This window comes from Sideroxyarcus emersonii (genome assembly GCF_021654335.1).
Classification (GTDB): Bacteria; Pseudomonadota; Gammaproteobacteria; order Burkholderiales; family Gallionellaceae; genus Sideroxyarcus; species Sideroxyarcus emersonii.
Genome location: NZ_AP023423.1, coordinates 58,276 through 75,557, shown reverse-complemented (window position 1 = coordinate 75,557; position 17,282 = coordinate 58,276). Strand labels below are relative to the sequence as shown.

Sequence of the window (17,282 nt, the reverse complement as noted above, 5' to 3'; positions counted from 1 at the left end):
CGCGAATCTCGCGGCTACATTTTAGCTTCATATCCGGCCAGCACGGCAGTCGGCAAGCGGCTCGGGACGCAACGTCGCACCAACCCCCATACAAATTTCAGGCAGGCATGGGTTATCCGCTAGAATCCCCCCAACCTGTTTGAGGAATATCCGCATGACCGTCCACCGCCATTACACCCTGACCATCTCGTGCCCCGACCGCGCCGGCATCATCGCAGCGGTAAGCAGTTTCATTGCACAGCACGGCGGCTTCATCGTTGAGGCGAGCTATCACACCGAACTGGAGGCGCAACGTTTCTTCATGCGCCAGGAGATACGTGCCGATTCGCTGCCATTCGAGGCCGACGAGCTGCGGCGCCGCTTTGCGCCGCTGGCGCAGGAATTCGACATGAGCTGGCAGCTTGCGGATTCGGCCGTGAAGAAACGTCTCGTGGTGCTGGTGAGCAAACAGGATCATTGCCTGGATGACCTGCTGCACCGCTGGCGCAGCGGCGAACTGCTGGTCGACATCCCCTGCGTGATCTCCAATCACCAGGATCTGCGCAGCTTCGTGGAATGGCATGGCATCCCCTTCATCCATGTCGACATGACGGACAAGGCGGCGGCATTCGACCGGATCGCTGCGCTGTTCGAACAGCATCGCGGAGATACCATGGTGCTGGCGCGCTTCATGCAGATCCTGCCGCCCATGCTGTGCCAGCGCTTCCCGGGCCGCATCGTCAACATCCACCACAGCTTCCTGCCTTCCTTTGTCGGCGCCCGGCCCTACCACCAGGCCTATCTGCGCGGCGTCAAACTCATCGGCGCGACCTGCCATTACGTCACCGACGAACTCGATGCGGGACCGATCATCGAGCAGGACACAGTACGCATCGACCATGGCGACACGGTGGACGATCTGGTGCGTTACGGTCGCGACATCGAGAAGACTGTACTGGCGCGCGGCTTGCGTTACCATGTGGAAGACCGCGTGCTGATCTGCGGCAACAAGACCATCGTATTCCGTTGATACGGAGCGATTCTCAACCGCCACTTGATACAGGAGACACACCCCATGAAACGTACGTTATTTCTTGCACTTGCAGCACTGCTCGCGGGCAATGCGATGGCATTCGAGCTGACCAGCCCGGATCCTGATGTAAAGACCGGCCATCCGATGACCAAGGCGCAGGAATACAAGGGATTCGGCTGCTCGGGCGACAACCTGTCCCCGGCGCTGGAATGGAAGAATGCGCCTGCCGGTACGCGCAGCTATGCCGTCACCGTCTATGATCCGGATGCGCCCACAGGTAGCGGCTGGTGGCACTGGGTGGTGTACGACATTCCCGCCACCGCAACCGGGCTGCCTGCCGGAGCGGCACTCAAGACCCCGCTTCCTGCCGGCGCAAAACAGGGCCGCAACGATTACGGCGACCGCAACTTCGGCGGCGCCTGCCCGCCGGCTGGCGACAAACCGCATCATTACATCTTCACCGTTTACGCGCTCAAGGTGGACAAGCTCGATGTGCCTGAAGACGGCAGCGCAGCGCTGATCGGCTTCAACATCCAGTACAACAAGCTCGGCCTGGCCAAGCTGACGACGACCTACTCGCGCTGACTCCGGCATTGGCGTCCATGCAAGGGCATCTTCGGATGCCCTTTTCTTTTTGGGGGAATCAATATCGAGATTGGTGCATGCCCGCTGCCCTGTGCACTCCTTTAGGGCAACACTGAATCCTGCCGGCCGTCCTGCGCCCGCAAATTGCCTCCTTGAAAGTGGCCCGAAGCTTGCTCATAGCAAGTCGTCGAATCACTCAAGGAAATATCCATGCTGAAAAGTGCGCAAATGAGGCTGTCTCCCCAGGAAAAAAAATGGCTGCCCTGGCTGGGCAAGACCGGGAAGCTCGCCATGCGCTGGGCGACCTTCATCAATCGCCGCCGCTATCCCATCCTGGAGCAGACGTTCGAAAGCATCGCGACCACGCGCGTGCAGACGCTGATCGGCTGGGCCAGCCACCAGTGGGAGCTGCTGGAAGGCATGGTGGACGAAGTGCGCCGCGAGCTGCCGCAACCCCCTGCCGAGCTGATGCGGCATATGGTTGCGCGGGCCGCCGACTTCTCCGAGATCTTCATCGCGGATGCAAAGGGACGGGTGATCGCCTCCAGCCACGCCGCCCGCGTCGGCACTATCGACCGGCTGCCGCACGTATTGCAGGCAGACAGGCCGGCGCGCTTCCTGCACGGCCCTTATGTGGACACCACCACCCAGCTCATCGGGCCTTCAAGCTCGAAGTTCCATGACGCCGTGACGCTGATGTTCTACCTGCCGCTGCAGCTGGATGACGGTTCCAGCGGTTTCCTGTGCGGCCGCGTGCCGAACGATGTATTGGGAGACCTGATACAGCGCGAGGCGGGCCACATCTTCGTCGACTCGGGGGACAACTACCTGTTCATGGTGAAGCCGGTGTTCGATCCGTCCATCCAGCCCGGCACCGCACTCTCGCGCTCGCGCTTCGAGGACAACACGTTCAGTCTGGGCGACAACCTCAAGCAGGGCGTGAATACCAAGTTCGGCGTGGTGAGGATCAAGAATCACACCGAACTCGAGCTGGTCTTCAACGACCCCGCCACGCGGCAGCTGCATCCGGGCGTGCGCGAGACCATCGCGCACGGCGAGAACATGTTCGTCACCTATCCCGGGTATCCGGATTACCGCCACATCCCGGTCATCGGCAAGGGCGTCACCTTCCAGATGCCGGGTTCGCTCGATACCTGGGGCATGATGTGCGAAGCCGACCTGGAGGAAGCCAACCGTTTCCGTTCGGTCAATTTCCTGATGATGCGCACCAACCTGATCCTGGTCCTCGCCACCTGGGCGATCACGTTCGGCACCGGCCAGCTGCTGCAACAGGGCCTGCTGTGGACAGCCATGCTCAACCTGTTCCTGCTGGGCATCGGCACCCTGGTGTTCTACCGCATCGGCCTCCAGCCGATGACCGAGCGGCTGCGGCTGATGGCACGCATGATCCGCGTGCTGGCCGAAGGCGGAGGCAACCTGGCACAACGGCTGGAGCGTACCCAGGCCACGGTGGATGAGCCGGCGATCATGTCGCAGTGGATCAACAGTTTCATCGATACGCTGGATGGCACGGTAAGCCGTGTCATCCACGCCACCGGAGAGATGGACGAGACCCACCAGAGCATGATGAGCCGCAACCAGGAGGCGACGGTGGCGACGCATCAGGTACTGGCTGCGATCCAGGAGATCCTGATGTCGCTGCAAAGGCAGATGGCCGACATCGACTCGGCGACCCAGACGACGGCGGATATCCGTGCAGCCATGCAGCTGGCGCTGGACAATGCACAGCAGCAATTCCAGCTGGTGCGACAGCGGACCCAGGGCATACGCAGCTCGATCGAACAGTCATCCCTGACCATCAAGCGCCTCAGCAACAGCACCGAGGAGATCGGCAAGATCGTCATGGTGATCAATGCCATCGCGGACCAGACCAATCTGCTGGCCCTGAATGCCGCCATCGAAGCGGCGCGCGCCGGGGAAGCCGGGCGCGGATTCTCGGTGGTCGCCGACGAGGTGCGCAAACTGGCGGAGCGCACGACCGCCGCCACGCAAGAAATCAAGCAGATGATCGGCACGGTCCAGGGGCAGGCACGCGATGCCGTGCAGATCATGGAGAACGGTTCCACCGGCATGGAAGAGGGTCTGCGCCTGGCGGAAGCCGCTGCATCGGACAATACCGGCATGAAGGAGATCCTGGAACGCATGTTCGGCCTGATCCAGGGCATCGCCGACAGCGCGCACCGCTACGGCAAGGATGTGCAAAGCGTTGCCGAGGTGACGGAGTCGATGCGCGGAGCGCTCGATGAGCTGAACTTCAGCGTGGCCAGGGCGCGCCAGACTTCGTTGCGACTGCAACATCTTTCCAGCCAGTTCCAGGTCACGCAGATGCAGGGCAGACACGCTGTTCCGGGATCCCGATCCGTTTCCGAAACGCGTTCGAGATTCTTGCACTAGACCGCGAACCAGCCGCAAAGACCTGCCAACATGTACATCAACGCCAGCCTACAGGCCAAGCTTGAGAACAGCGAGCGCATGCTGAAGGCATTGCTCAACAATCTCGATGGCATGGTGTATTGCTGTCTCTGGGACGACAGGTGGACGATGGTGTTCGTCAGCGACGGCTGCAAACAGCTGACCGGCTACGATGCGCACTCGCTGGTGTCTGATCCGGCCATCTCATTCGAGGCGATCACCAGTCCCGAAGACCGGGGCAGGGTGCGCCAGGCCATCGAGGAAGCCATCTTCCGGCGCCAGCGCTTTGCGGTCGAGTATCGCATCATCCACGCCGACGGCGGGACGAGATGGGTATCCGAACGCGGCTGCCCCCTGTACAACGAGCGCGGGGAAGTCGAAGCGATCGAGGGTTTCATGCAGGACATCACCCAGCGCAGGCTGAGCGAAGCTGCGGCGCGCGAGGCCGAGGAACGCTATCGCTCGATCTTCGAGAACGCGCTCGAAGGGATATACCAGACCTCCCCGGACGGCCACTACCTCAATTTCAACCCGGCGCTGGCCAGGATCTACGGATACGAGTCCGCCGTCGAGCTGATACTCGGCATCTGCGATATACAGAAACAGTTGTACGTCGATCCGTTCAAGCGCGAGGAATTCGTTGCCCTGATGAGCGCACAGGGGCAGGTAAGCAATTTCGAGGCGCAGGTCTATCGCAAGAATGGCGAGATCATCTGGATCTCCGAGAACGCGCACGAGGTCAGGAACCAGAACGGCGACCTGCTGTTCTATGAAGGCACGGTCGAAGACATCACCGAACGCAAGAACTATGAACAGCAAATCGAATACCAGGCCACCCACGATGCACTGACCGGGCTGCCCAACCGCACCTTGCTGACCGACCGCCTGCAGCAATACATCGGCTTGGCCGACCGCTATGCCAGCAAGGTCGCGGTGGCCTTCGTCGACCTGGACCAGTTCAAGCTGATCAACGACAGCATGGGCCACCATGCCGGCGACGAGCTGCTGAAGATCATGGCCACGCGCCTGGGCGGCTGCGTGCGCGAGTCCGATACCGTGGTGCGCCTGGGCGGCGACGAATTCGTGCTGCTGCTGACCGGCTTGCACAAGATCGAGGACATCTCGGAGAGCATGCAGCGCGTCCTGTCGTCGGTGGCTGGTCCATGCGCGATCGAAGGCCGCGATTTCATCGTTTCCTGCAGCATCGGCATCAGCATCTATCCGGACGATGCGCGCGATACGACCACGCTGCTCAAATACGCCGATTCGGCCATGTACAAATCGAAACAGTCTGGCCGCAACAATTTCCAGTTCTACACCGACGAGTTGAATCGGCGGCTGATGGAACGCCTGGACATGGAATATCGTTTGCGCCAGGCGCTGGAACACGACGAGTTCCTGCTGCATTTCCAGCCCAAGCTGGCTTTTGCCAGCGGCAACATCTGCGGTGCGGAAGCGCTGATCCGCTGGCGGCCTGCCGGCGGCGGCATGGTCTCCCCGGCAGACTTCATCCCGGTCGCGGAAGAGACCGGTTTGATCGTGGACATCGGGCAGTGGGTGCTGCATTCTGCCTGCCGTCAGGCGGTACGCCTGAACGCCATGGCTGGCCGGGAGCTTCCCATCGCAGTCAACGTGTCCCCGCGCCAGTTCCGCCAGTCCGACCTGGTCAGCCGGGTCCGCTCCGCGCTGCAGCACAGCGGCCTGAACCCGGCCTGCCTGGAACTGGAAATCACCGAAAGCAGCCTGGTACACGACACCGGCAGCTTCATCAAGACGCTGCAGGAATTGAAAACGCTGGGAGTCAAGCTGGCCATCGACGATTTCGGTACCGGCTATTCCAGCATGGCCTATCTGAAGGACTTTCCGGTCGACCGGCTCAAGATCGACCAGGCGTTCGTCAGCCGTCTCGAAACGGAATCCAGCAATATCGCCATCCTGAAGGCGATCATCGCTCTCGGGCACAGCCTGAACATGAAGGTGATCGCAGAGGGCGTGGAAACGGCCTATCAGCAGGCTTTCCTCCATGGCATTGGATGCGATGAACTGCAGGGTTACTTTTTCAGCAAGCCCCTGCCAGTGGAAGCGTTTGAAAAACTGCTCGGCGACTAGTTCGCCGCCGGGTCAGCGCAAGGTCTTGAGATACTTGGGTTCGCTCACCGCAACCTGCAGCGGGACCGGTATTTCCGGGCGCGGCAGCAGCGGATGCACCGCTTCGATCCGGTCGCACAGTTTATGCAGTTCGTCGCTTCCGACCGCACGCGCCAGCTTGACCATCTCCTTTGCATAATCCGCATCGATACACATCCATTCGACATCGATGATGCGGTTCACTTCTCGGCGCAGCAATACGTGCATGCGGCCGGCCAGCGAAAACAGTATTTCCATATCGCCCGACATTTATTTCCTCCTCGATGCTTGTCTACTAATGAAAAGGGCATCCGAAGATGCCCTTTTCCGTTACTGCCAGGAGTGCTTAGAGGTTGTAGGAGTTCTCGCCATGATCGGCCAGATCCAGACCTTCTTCCTGGGCATCGTCGCTTGCGCGGATGCCGATGGTGTGCTTCAGGACCAGCAGGATCACGAAGGCGACGAACGCAGACCACGCCAGGGTGATGCCAACGTCCCACAGCTGTGCAACGATCTGTGCCGTAGCGTCGAAATCGGCGACCTTGTTGGCAACATAGTCGTATACGCCAGTACCGCCCAGGGCCGGGTTGACGAATATGCCGGTGCCGATGGAACCGATGATACCGCCGACGCAGTGCACGCCGAACGCATCCAGTGCATCGTCATACTTCAGCTTGGCCTTGATCACGGTCACTGCGAAGAAGCAGATCACCGCTGCGGCAGCACACACCGCCATCGCGCCACCCACGCCGACGAAACCGGCCGCAGGCGTGATCGCTACCAGGCCGGCCACGATGCCGGAACAGACACCCAGCAGGCTAGGCTTGCCCTTGACGATCCATTCGACTGCCGTCCAGACCACTCCGGCTACTGCGGTGCCGAACAAGGTGTTGAAGAAGGCCAGGCCGGCTGCACCGGTTGCTTCCAGGGCAGAGCCCGCATTGAATCCGAACCAGCCCATCCACAGCAGACCGGTACCGATCGCGGTCATCATCAGGCTGTGCGGAGGCATTGCCACCTTGCCGTAACCTTTGCGCGGTCCAAGCATCAGAGCTGCGACCAATGCTGCGATACCGGCATTGATGTGCACCACGGTACCGCCGGCGAAGTCCAGCGCACCTTTCTGGAAGATGAATCCGGCGTGGCTATTGGCAACGTCTGCAGCCTGGGCATTGGTATATGCATCAGGACCATCCCAGTACCACACCATGTGGGAGATCGGCAGGTAGGCGAATGTGAACCACAGCACGCTGAAGATGATCATCGACGAGAACTTGAAACGCTCTGCGAAACCGCCGGAGATCAGCGCGACGGTGATCGCAGCGAAGGTCAGCTGGAACATTGCGTAGACGAAGTCCGGCAGATACTGGCCCTTGCTGAAGGTGGCCGCAACCGCAGTGGTCGGATCGTCGCCGGACATGAACAGCTTGTCGAGCGAGCCGATGAACGGCGACAGTGCGCTGCCCTCATGGCCGGCAGTGAACGCTGCACTGTAACCATACGCCACCCAGAGTACCGCGATCACGCAGAAGATTGCGAAGCTCTGCATCACGGTCGACAGCGCGTTCTTCCTGCGCACCATGCCGGAATAGAACAGCGCCAGGCCGGGAACGGTCATCAGCAGCACGAACGCAGTGGAGGTCATCATCCAGGCAACGTCGCCTTTGTTGCAATCGAAGCCCTTGTCGCCGCATTTCGGTGCGGCAGCGGGGGCGTCAGCAGCAGGTGCTGCGGCCGGGGCTGCGGCAGCAGCGGTTGCCGGAGCTGCGGAGGCAGCGTCATCTGCATAAGCAGCGCCTGTCAGGCCGCACAGCATGGCCAGCAGGGCGAATAGCGCAAATAGTTTTTTCATCTCATCGCTCCTTATAGCGCTTCCGGACCGGTCTCGCCGGTACGGATGCGGATCACTTGTTCAAGTTCTTGCACGAAGATCTTGCCGTCGCCGATCTTGCCGGTCTGCGCGGATTTTTCGATGGCCTCGATCACCTGGTCCAGCTGATCTGCCTTGATCGCCGCTTCCAGCTTGATCTTGGGCAAGAAGTCCACTACATATTCCGCACCACGGTACAGCTCGGTGTGCCCCTTTTGCCGTCCGAAGCCCTTGACTTCGGTGACGGTGATGCCCTGAACGCCGATGGCGGACAGCGCTTCACGCACTTCGTCGAGCTTGAAGGGCTTGATGATTGCAGTGACGATTTTCATATTCACTTCTCCTTGAGTTGAGCGGGGCGTAGACGCCCCGCTTGCCTAGCTGCTGATTAGAACGTGCGGCTCAGGGCTACGACGACTGCGGTCTTGCCCAGATTGATCCCTTGGCTGGTATATGAAGCGGCCTTTGCATCCGTGCTGCTCACGGTCAGGCTTGCGCTGTAACCGGTACCCAGATCCTTGGCCACGGACACCCTGTAATCGGAATACGAGTACTGGCTATTGCTGACGCCGCCATTGTTTCCGGCAACAGTCTGTTTGCCGTAGTGCGCACCGAGCGTATAGCCAGTGTCAGCAATCGGGTAGCTGGCGCTCAGGTCGGCATAGGTGGAACCGGCGGAAGCAGTGAAGCCGAACAGGTCGCCCAGGCTGTAGGACAGTTTCGCTGTCACGATCGAATAGGTCGCAGCGGCGTAAACTTCATTGGTGTCCGCTTTTACATTGGCGCCGAAATTGCCGGAATAGTTATAGCGCAGGTAACCGACATCGTAAGAAACTGCGCTGACTGTTCCCCGGTAGCCACCGTAGGTATCGAGTTCCAGTCCGGACCTGCTTGCCACGCCCGCATCGCTCAACCAGCTGATGCTGGAACCCCATGTACCGACATACAAACCATTGGCGTTTACGTAATCGAAGCCGCCCTGGATGGCTGGGTTGGCACCCGATTGCGTGATTCCGCGATACAGGTAGTTGTTGGTCAGACTTACATTGGAAGAGAAGGGCGAGGCGGGTGCAGCATCGTCAGCCAGTGCAGGCAACGCGAAAGAAGAGGCCAGGGCAGCGAGCAGCAGTTTATTCTTAAGCATGGTGTTTCCTTTCGTTGAGTAATTAAGTGGGATGAAAGTATCCACGCAATCGTTACAGCAGAAACTGTGCCAGCCGCGCAAACCCGCGCCGATACTCGCAGTGCGGCTGGGCGGCACTTTTTCCGGCCAGCGCAGCGCACCAAGTGCATGCACGAAAACAGTGCGGCGCACCCGGGCGGTGCACTGACTATTTGCTACACTAGCACCCTATCCATTACAGGGTTAATTGCCATGCTGAACACAAAATTCTTTGAGGAAATGTCGTCGAAACTGAACGAGGCCGTTGCCAGCGGCCCTGCCAAGGATTTCGAGAAGAATGCCCGGGCGCTGCTGGCGCAAGGTTTCTCTAAACTCGATCTGGTCACGCGCGAAGAATACGACGTATTGGCGCAGCGCCTGGACAAGCTCGAAGCGCGCATCGCCGCACTGGAAACAGACAAATAACCCGTCATGGGCCTGGCTGTTCTGTACAGTCGCGGTCTGGCCGGCATGGACGCGGCGCTGGTCACCGTCGAGGTGCACCTTGCCAACGGCTTGCCCAACTTCACCATCGTCGGTTTGCCGGAAGCCGAAGTGAAAGAGAGCAAGGACCGGGTCCGCGCAGCCTTGCAGAATTGCCAGTTCGAATTCCCCGCCCGCCGCATCACCGTCAATCTCGCTCCGGCCGACCTGCCGAAGGAAAGCGGCCGCTTCGATCTTCCCATTGCGCTGGGCATCCTCGCCGCATCGGGGCAGATCCCCGCCGACAGGCTTGCCGAATATGAGTATGCGGGAGAGCTGGCGCTGACCGGCGAACTGCGCGCCATACGCGGCGCCCTGGCGATGACCTACCGCGCCGCCGATTCCGGCCGCGCCTTCATCCTGCCCGCCGTAAACGCCCCAGAGGCCGCGCTGGTTGAAGATGCCGTGGTCTATCCGGCGCAATCGCTGCTGCAGGTGGCAGCGCATCTTGCCGGGCGGGAAGCGCTGTCGCGTCACATCCCGGACCCCGCGGCCGATGCCCCGCATTATCCCGACATGCGCGAAGTGAAAGGCCAGGCGCAATGCAAACGAGCGCTGGAAATCGCCGCCGCCGGCGGGCACAGCGTGCTGATGAGCGGCCCGCCAGGCACCGGCAAAAGCATGCTGGCGGCGCGCTTTCCCGGCATCCTGCCGCAAATGACGCAACAGGAAGCCCTGGAATCCGCGGCCATGCAATCGCTGGGCGGCATGTTCGAGGTTAGCAACTGGAAACGCCGTCCTTACCGCTCGCCGCATCACACCGCGTCCGCCGTCGCGCTGGTGGGCGGCGGCAGCAATCCGCGCCCCGGCGAAATTTCGGTCGCCATGCATGGCGTGCTGTTTCTGGATGAACTGCCGGAATTCGACCGGAGCGTGCTGGAAGTGTTGCGCGAACCGCTGGAAAGCGGCCGCATCACCATCTCGCGCGCAGCACGGCGCGCCGATTTCAAGGCGCAGTTCCAGCTGGTCGCGGCGATGAACCCGTGCCCGTGCGGCTATCTCGGCCACTACAACGGCAAGTGCCGCTGCACGCCGGATCAGGTGGCGCGATATCGCGGCAGGATCTCTGGCCCCTTGCTGGACCGTATCGACATCCAGATCGAGGTACCCGCCGTGGCGCAGGAAGATCTGCTCAAGCAGGCGGACGGCGAAAGCAGTGCCGAGATTCAGGCCCGGGTCGAATCGGCCCGGCAGCGGCAGCTTGCCCGGCAGGCGAAACCGAATGCGCTGCTGTCGGTTGCCGAGATCGACAAGTGGTGTGCGCCGGGCACCGACGGCGAAGCATTGTTGCGTCAGGCCATTGCCCGCCTGAATCTGTCGGCGCGCGCCTATCACCGGGTGCTCAAGGTGGCGCGCTCCATCGCCGACCTGGCGGGTTGCGAACAGGTCCAGACGGCCCATATCGCGGAAGCAGTGCAATACCGGCGCATGAGCTTCTAGCCCAGCTGCCGCTCAGCCGAACAGGCGCGTGAACAGGCCTTTCTTCTTTTCCACAAAATCGTTCTGCTTGAGCAGGTAAACCTTCACCGCTTCGACATAATCCGCATCGTCGCGCTTGATATGGTTGAACAACCAGGTAACCAGCAGGCTGTTCAGCCCCCTGGAGATATCCTCGCCCTTGTCGAACCGCGCCTGGAAATCCGAAACGCGCTGCGCAAACAGGTCGTGCACCTTCTTGTGCGACTTGGCAAACGGATATCCGGCCTCTTCCTGCAGGCTTTCCTCAAAGCCGAAGTGGGAGATGGTGTAATCCACCAGGTCGCCAATCAGATAACCGATCTCTTCACGGGAATGCCCGCTGGAACGGGCATCGTCGAGCTGATTGATGTACTCCACGATCCGTCGGTGCTGCTGATCGATGACTTCGATACCGACATTGAGCTGTTCAGTCCATATAAATTTGGCCATTCATCCTCCTGACGTCATTACGCGGCATACCCCTCAATCCATTATTGGCGCGACCTGCACAATAACCATACCAATGGTATTGTTTAATCTTGGCCGCATCAAGTCGTGTCCGGCGGCATGCTAAAATCCGCGCCCTTTTATCGACTTACGCACCATGAGCCACGCCCCGCACCCTATCGAAACGCTCCTGCAGCAACGCATCCTGATCCTGGACGGGGCGATGGGCACCATGATCCAGCGCTACAAGCTGACCGAGGCACACTATCGCGGCACGGAGCTGTTCGGCGAATATTCGGGCGAACGCAGGACCTTCGCCGACCATCCGGTGGACCTGAAGGGCTGCAACGACCTGCTGCTGCTGACCCAGCCGCACATCATCGGCGGCATCCATCGCGAGTATCTTGAAGCGGGCGCCGACATCCTCGAGACCTGCACCTTCAATTCCACCTCGGTGTCGATGGAGGATTACGACCTCGAACAGCTGGTGTACGAACTGAATGTCGCCGGCGCGAAGCTGGCACGCGGGCTGTGTGACGAATTCTCCACTGCCGACAAGCCGCGCTTCGTCGCCGGCGTACTCGGCCCCACCGGGAAGACCGCTTCCATCTCGCCGGACGTGAACGATCCCGGCGCGCGCAACATCACCTTCGACCAGCTGGTGGAAAGCTACGCTGAAGCCGTGCGCGGCCTGCTTGACGGCGGCGCGGACATCCTGATGGTCGAGACCATCTTCGACACGCTCAATGCCAAGGCGGCGCTGTTCGCCATCGAACGCCATTTCGAGCAGCACGGCGTGCAGGTTCCCATCATGATCTCCGGCACGATCACCGACGCTTCGGGACGCACCCTGTCGGGCCAGACCACCGAGGCGTTCTACAACTCGCTCGCACATGCCAGACCGCTTTCCATCGGCCTCAACTGCGCGCTGGGCGCCGAACTGATGCGCCCCTATGTGGAAGAGCTGGCGCGCGTGGCGGGCTGCTACGTGAGCGCCCACCCCAATGCCGGCCTGCCCAATCCGCTGTCCGAGACCGGCTACGACGAAGTGCCCGAAACCACCGCGCGCCTGGTGAAGGAGTTCGCCACCAGCGGCTTCCTCAACATCGCCGGCGGCTGCTGCGGCACTTCGCCCGCACATATCAAGGCCATCGCCGAGGCGTTGCGGGACGTGCCGCCGCGCCAGCTGCCGGACATCGAACACAAATGCCGCCTGTCCGGACTGGAGCCGTTCAACATCGGCGACGACTCGCTGTTCGTCAACGTCGGCGAGCGCGCCAACGTCACCGGCTCGGCCAAGTTCAAACGCCTGATCCTCGAAGGCAACTACGACGAGGCACTGGAAGTCGCCAAGCAACAGGTGGAGACCGGCGCGCAGGTGATCGACGTCAACATGGACGAGGCGATGCTGGACGGCGAAGCCGCGATGGTGAAGTTCCTCAACCTGATCGCCTCCGAGCCGGACATCTCCAAAGTGCCGCTGATGATCGACTCCTCCAAGTGGAGCATCATCGAGGCAGGGCTGAAGTGCGTGCAGGGCAAACCCATCGTTAACTCCATCTCGCTCAAGGAAGGCGAGGAGAACTTCATCAAGCATGCCACGCTGGTGCGCCGCTATGGCGCCGCCGCCGTGGTGATGGCGTTCGACGAACAGGGCCAGGCCGACACCTATAAACGCAAGACCGAGATCTGCAAGCGCAGCTACGACATCCTGGTGGACAAGGTCGGCTTCCTGCCCGAAGACATCATCTTCGACCCGAACATCTTCGCCATCGCGACGGGCATCGAGGAGCACAACAACTACGCGGTCGATTTCATCGAAGCCACGCACTGGATCAGGCAGAACCTGCCCTACGCCAAGGTCAGCGGCGGCGTATCCAACGTGTCGTTCAGTTTCCGCGGCAACGAGCCGGTGCGCGAGGCGATCCACACCGTGTTCCTGTACCACGCCATCAAGGCCGGCATGAACATGGGCATCGTCAACGCCGGCCAGCTCGGCGTATACGAGGAAATCCCCAGGGATCTGCGCGACGCGGTGGAAGACGTGGTGCTGAACCGCCATCCCGACGCGGGCGAGAAACTGGTCAAGCTGGCCGAGTCGGTCAAGGGCGGCGGCAAGGAGCAGGTCGAGGACCTGGAGTGGCGCAAGGGCACGGTGCAGGAACGTCTGACCCATGCGCTGGTGCGCGGCATCACCAGCCACATCGTCGAAGATACCGAGGAGGCGCGGCTGCAGGCGAAATCGCCGGTCGAGGTGATCGAGGGACCGCTGATGACAGGCATGAACGTGGTCGGCGACCTGTTCGGCGCAGGCAAGATGTTCCTGCCGCAGGTGGTCAAATCGGCGCGCGTGATGAAGCAGGCGGTGGCCCACCTGGTGCCCTACATCGAAGCGGAAAAGGCGAAGTCGGGCGACAGCAAGCCCAAGGGCAAGATCGTGATGGCGACCGTGAAAGGCGATGTGCACGACATCGGCAAGAACATCGTCACCGTGGTGCTGCAGTGCAACAACTTCGAGGTGGTGAACATGGGCGTGATGGTGCCGTGCCAGCAGATCCTCGACACTGCGCGCGAACACAATGCCGACATCATCGGCCTTTCCGGCCTCATCACCCCGTCGCTGGAAGAGATGGCGCACGTGGCCAAGGAAATGGAACGCCAGGGCTTCAAGATCCCGCTGCTGATCGGCGGCGCAACCACTTCGCGCGTGCATACCGCGGTGAAGATCGCGCCGAACTATCCCAGCGGCACCACCGTGTACGTGCTGGATGCTTCGCGCGCGGTCGGCGTGTGCAGCAACCTGTTGAGCGACAGCCTGCGCGCCAATTACGTGGCGGAGATCCAGGCGGAATACGCGGCTGCACGCGAGCAGCACGAAGGCAAGAAAGGCAAGGCCAGCTACGTCACGCTGGCCGAGGCGCGCGCGCATGGCGTAAAGACCGACTGGAAGAAGTACTCGCCGCCCAAACCCAGGCTGCTCGGCGTACAGAAGCTGGAGAATTACCCGCTCGACATCCTGGTCGATTTCATCGACTGGACGCCGTTCTTCCAGGCATGGGAGCTGGCCGGACGTTATCCGAAGATCCTGCAGGATGAAGTGGTGGGCGAAGAAGCGCGCAAGCTGTTCGCCGACGCACAAGCCATGCTGAAGAGGATCGTCAAGGAAAAGTGGCTCACCGCCAATGCGGTGTTCGGCCTGTTCCCCGCCAATACCGTGAACAGCGACGACATCGAGATCTATACCGACGAATCGCGCAAGAAGATCGCGATGACCTGGCACAACCTGCGCCAGCAGACGAAAAAACCGGACGACATCCCGAACTACTGCCTGGCCGATTACATCGCGCCCAGGGATTCCAAGGTCAAGGACTATATCGGCGCCTTCGCCGTGACCACCGGCATCGGCATCGATGCGCGCGTGGCCGAGTTCGAGAAACAGAACGACGACTACAACGCCATCCTGCTCAAGGCGCTGGCCGACCGCCTCGCCGAAGCCTTCGCCGAACACCTGCACCTGCGCGTGCGCCGCGAGTTCTGGGGCTATGCGGCAGATGAAGGGTTAAGCAACGACGAACTGATCGCCGAAAAATACCGCGGCATCCGCCCGGCACCCGGCTATCCCGCCTGCCCCGAGCACACCGAGAAGGGGCCGTTGTTCGAGCTGCTGCAGGCGCCGCAAAATGCCGGCATCACCATCACCGAAAGCTACGCCATGCTGCCCACCGCGGCGGTGAGCGGTTTCTACTTCTCGCATCCGCAGGCGCAGTATTTCGCCACCGGCAAGGTGGACAAGGAGCAGGTGGCAGATTATGCCAAGCGCAAGGGCATGACGCTGGAAGAGGCGGAGCGGTGGCTGGCGCCGGTGTTGAGTTATTAACGGATTAAGCGGTACAGCAAGCAATATTCAACGAAAAAAGGAAACAGGCATGATTACCCTCACCAAAACCGACACCAAACTGGGCGAAGGCGCAGAAGCACAAGCCGGTCAGACCGTGATTGTGCATTACACGGGCTGGCTGCATGACGAGGCCGCGCCCGAAAACAAGGGCAAGAAGTTCGACAGCTCGCTCGACCGCAACGACCCTTTCAGTTTTCCGCTTGGCGGAGGACGCGTGATCAAGGGCTGGGATATTGGCGTGCAGGGCATGAAAGAAGGCGGCTCGCGCACACTGGTCATCCCGCCGGAGATGGGCTACGGACCACGCGGTGCGGGTGGGGTGATCCCGCCGAATGCGACGCTGGTGTTCGATGTGAAGCTGCTCAAGGTGATCAAGACCGACATGGTCGACACCAAGGTGGGCGAGGGTGCGGAAGCGCAGGAAGGGCAGCACGTCACCGTGCATTACACCGGCTGGCTGTTCGACAAGAACGCGCCGGAAAACAAGGGCACAAAGTTCGACAGCTCGCGCGACCGCGACGAGCCGTTCGATTTTCCGCTGGGCCAGGGCCATGTGATCCAGGGCTGGGACATCGGCGTGCAAGGCATGAAGGTGGGCGGGCAGCGCACGCTGGTGATTCCCCCGGAAATGGGCTACGGCAGGCAGGGCGCGGGCGGCGTGATCCCGCCGAATGCGACACTGGTGTTTGAGGTTGAGTTGCTTGGAATCAACTGAGGCGCGCTGTTAGACTGCTTCCATGTTCTATCTCGAACTCTTCGCTGCGCTGGATCGCCACAAGGTGGATTACCTGCTGATTGGCGGGTTGGCGGTCTCGTTGCATGGTGTGGAACGTGCCACGATGGATGTGGACATCACGGTGGCGATGAATCCTGCCAACCTGATAGCGCTGATCGATACTGCGAAGGAGCTGAAGCTCATGCCAGTGCTTCCGGTACCGCTGGAGTCGTTAAGCAATATCGAGTTGCTGCGCGATTGGCATGCACAGCGCCACCTTGAAGCTTTTGCACTGCGTACGCCGGAACTGGCCGGAGTAACCATAGATGTGTTGCTATTCCCGCCGGTGGATTTTTCCGGCATGCAGCAAAGAGCGGTGGAGTTCGATGTTGCCGGAACGGCGATCAAGGTAGTTTCCATCGACGACCTGATCGCGCTCAAGAGCGCTGTCGGGCGGCCTGTCGACATCTCGGATGTTGAACATCTGCAAAGGATCAGATCTGCATGAAGCAACCGTTCAGTCCTGGCGACCGCACTTACTATGTAAGCGACGAACGGTTGCGCGCTTTCAAGGCGCTCACGCCGGAACAGCGATTGCGCTGGGTGGAAGAACTGGCAAATTTCCTGCGTCTGGCAAAAGTAAGCAAGAAAAAACCCGCGTCGAAACCATAGATGAACCTGATCTCTAATCCATTGCTGGTCACGGCACTGATGCTGGCGGTATCCAACCTGTTCATGACCTTTGCATGGTACGGGCACCTGAAGAATTTCGCCCACTCGCCCTGGTATGTGGCGGCGCTGGCGAGCTGGGGCATCGCGCTGTTCGAGTACCTGATCCAGGTTCCGGCCAACCGCATCGGCTACACCCAGCTCAGCCTGGGGCAGCTGAAGATCATGCAGGAGGTCATCACGCTGACCATCTTCGTGCCGTTCGCGGTGCTGTACATGAACCAGCCGCTGAAGATGGACTATTTGTATGCGGGGCTGTGCCTGCTGGGTGCGGTGTATTTTATTTTTAGAACCTAAGCCGTCATTCCGGCGCAGGCCGGAATCCAGCTAGTCAATAATTCAGCGAAGCGGAACAAGACCCAA

Annotated in this window: 16 protein-coding genes; 11 read left to right on the top strand and 5 right to left on the bottom strand. The window is 60.8% G+C overall.

Annotated features, from left to right (window positions below; translation table 11 throughout):
- The first annotated feature begins 154 nt into the window (after positions 1-154).
- The 4 genes from purU (at position 155) to L6418_RS00325 (ending at position 6,139) form a co-directional block, all read left to right on the top strand.
- Positions 155-1,009, top strand: a complete 855-nt coding sequence (gene purU, locus L6418_RS00340; RefSeq protein ID WP_237247499.1) for a formyltetrahydrofolate deformylase — start codon at positions 155-157, stop codon at positions 1,007-1,009.
- A gap of 45 nt (positions 1,010-1,054) precedes the next feature.
- On the top strand, positions 1,055-1,597 hold the full coding sequence (locus L6418_RS00335) for a YbhB/YbcL family Raf kinase inhibitor-like protein (RefSeq protein ID WP_237247498.1): 543 nt from the start codon (positions 1,055-1,057) through the stop codon (positions 1,595-1,597).
- A 210-nt stretch (positions 1,598-1,807) separates the two neighbouring features.
- Entirely contained in the window at positions 1,808-4,012 is a 2,205-nt protein-coding gene (locus L6418_RS00330; protein ID WP_237247497.1) for a methyl-accepting chemotaxis protein, read from the top strand.
- Between the two features lie 30 nt (positions 4,013-4,042).
- Positions 4,043-6,139 (top strand): bifunctional diguanylate cyclase/phosphodiesterase, encoded by a 2,097-nt coding sequence (locus L6418_RS00325; protein ID WP_237247496.1) that lies wholly within the window; start codon positions 4,043-4,045, stop codon positions 6,137-6,139.
- A gap of 12 nt (positions 6,140-6,151) precedes the next feature.
- Here the strand turns inward: L6418_RS00325 and L6418_RS00320 are convergent, their stop codons facing one another.
- The 4 genes from L6418_RS00320 to L6418_RS00305 form a co-directional block, all read right to left on the bottom strand.
- The gene (locus L6418_RS00320; RefSeq protein ID WP_237247495.1) at positions 6,152-6,427 is read right to left on the bottom strand and encodes a hypothetical protein; all 276 of its coding nucleotides are present in this window, start codon (positions 6,425-6,427) and stop codon (positions 6,152-6,154) included.
- A 76-nt stretch (positions 6,428-6,503) separates the two neighbouring features.
- Positions 6,504-8,009: an ammonium transporter gene (locus tag L6418_RS00315; RefSeq protein ID WP_237247494.1), complete on the bottom strand. Its 1,506-nt coding sequence runs from the start codon at positions 8,007-8,009 to the stop codon at positions 6,504-6,506.
- Between the two features lie 11 nt (positions 8,010-8,020).
- Positions 8,021-8,359: a P-II family nitrogen regulator gene (gene glnK / locus L6418_RS00310; protein WP_237247493.1), complete on the bottom strand. Its 339-nt coding sequence runs from the start codon at positions 8,357-8,359 to the stop codon at positions 8,021-8,023.
- A gap of 56 nt (positions 8,360-8,415) precedes the next feature.
- Positions 8,416-9,171, bottom strand: coding sequence for a TorF family putative porin (locus L6418_RS00305; RefSeq protein WP_237247492.1), 756 nt, complete (start codon positions 9,169-9,171; stop codon positions 8,416-8,418).
- Between the two features lie 231 nt (positions 9,172-9,402).
- Between L6418_RS00305 and L6418_RS00300 the strand changes: the two genes are divergently transcribed.
- The gene (locus tag L6418_RS00300) at positions 9,403-9,615 is read left to right on the top strand and encodes an accessory factor UbiK family protein (protein WP_237247491.1); all 213 of its coding nucleotides are present in this window, start codon (positions 9,403-9,405) and stop codon (positions 9,613-9,615) included.
- A 6-nt stretch (positions 9,616-9,621) separates the two neighbouring features.
- Complete coding sequence (locus L6418_RS00295) at positions 9,622-11,112, top strand: YifB family Mg chelatase-like AAA ATPase (RefSeq protein WP_237247490.1); 1,491 nt, start codon at positions 9,622-9,624, stop codon at positions 11,110-11,112.
- 12 nt (positions 11,113-11,124) lie between these two features.
- Here the strand turns inward: L6418_RS00295 and L6418_RS00290 are convergent, their stop codons facing one another.
- Positions 11,125-11,580, bottom strand: coding sequence for a bacteriohemerythrin (locus tag L6418_RS00290; protein WP_237247489.1), 456 nt, complete (start codon positions 11,578-11,580; stop codon positions 11,125-11,127).
- A 154-nt stretch (positions 11,581-11,734) separates the two neighbouring features.
- Between L6418_RS00290 and metH the strand changes: the two genes are divergently transcribed.
- The 5 genes from metH to L6418_RS00265 are packed head-to-tail and all read left to right on the top strand — an operon-like array spanning position 11,735 to position 17,216.
- Complete coding sequence (gene metH, locus L6418_RS00285; RefSeq protein WP_237247488.1) at positions 11,735-15,454, top strand: methionine synthase; 3,720 nt, start codon at positions 11,735-11,737, stop codon at positions 15,452-15,454.
- A gap of 49 nt (positions 15,455-15,503) precedes the next feature.
- Complete coding sequence (locus L6418_RS00280) at positions 15,504-16,190, top strand: FKBP-type peptidyl-prolyl cis-trans isomerase (protein ID WP_237247487.1); 687 nt, start codon at positions 15,504-15,506, stop codon at positions 16,188-16,190.
- Positions 16,191-16,212: 22 nt separating this feature from the next.
- Positions 16,213-16,698: a nucleotidyltransferase gene (locus L6418_RS00275; protein ID WP_237247486.1), complete on the top strand. Its 486-nt coding sequence runs from the start codon at positions 16,213-16,215 to the stop codon at positions 16,696-16,698.
- Complete coding sequence (locus tag L6418_RS00270; protein WP_237247485.1) at positions 16,695-16,862, top strand: hypothetical protein; 168 nt, start codon at positions 16,695-16,697, stop codon at positions 16,860-16,862. The genes L6418_RS00275 and L6418_RS00270 overlap by 4 nt, the downstream gene beginning before the upstream one ends.
- Positions 16,863-17,216: a DMT family protein gene (locus L6418_RS00265; RefSeq protein ID WP_237247484.1), complete on the top strand. Its 354-nt coding sequence runs from the start codon at positions 16,863-16,865 to the stop codon at positions 17,214-17,216. It begins immediately after the preceding gene.
- Positions 17,217-17,282: the final 66 nt, after the last annotated feature.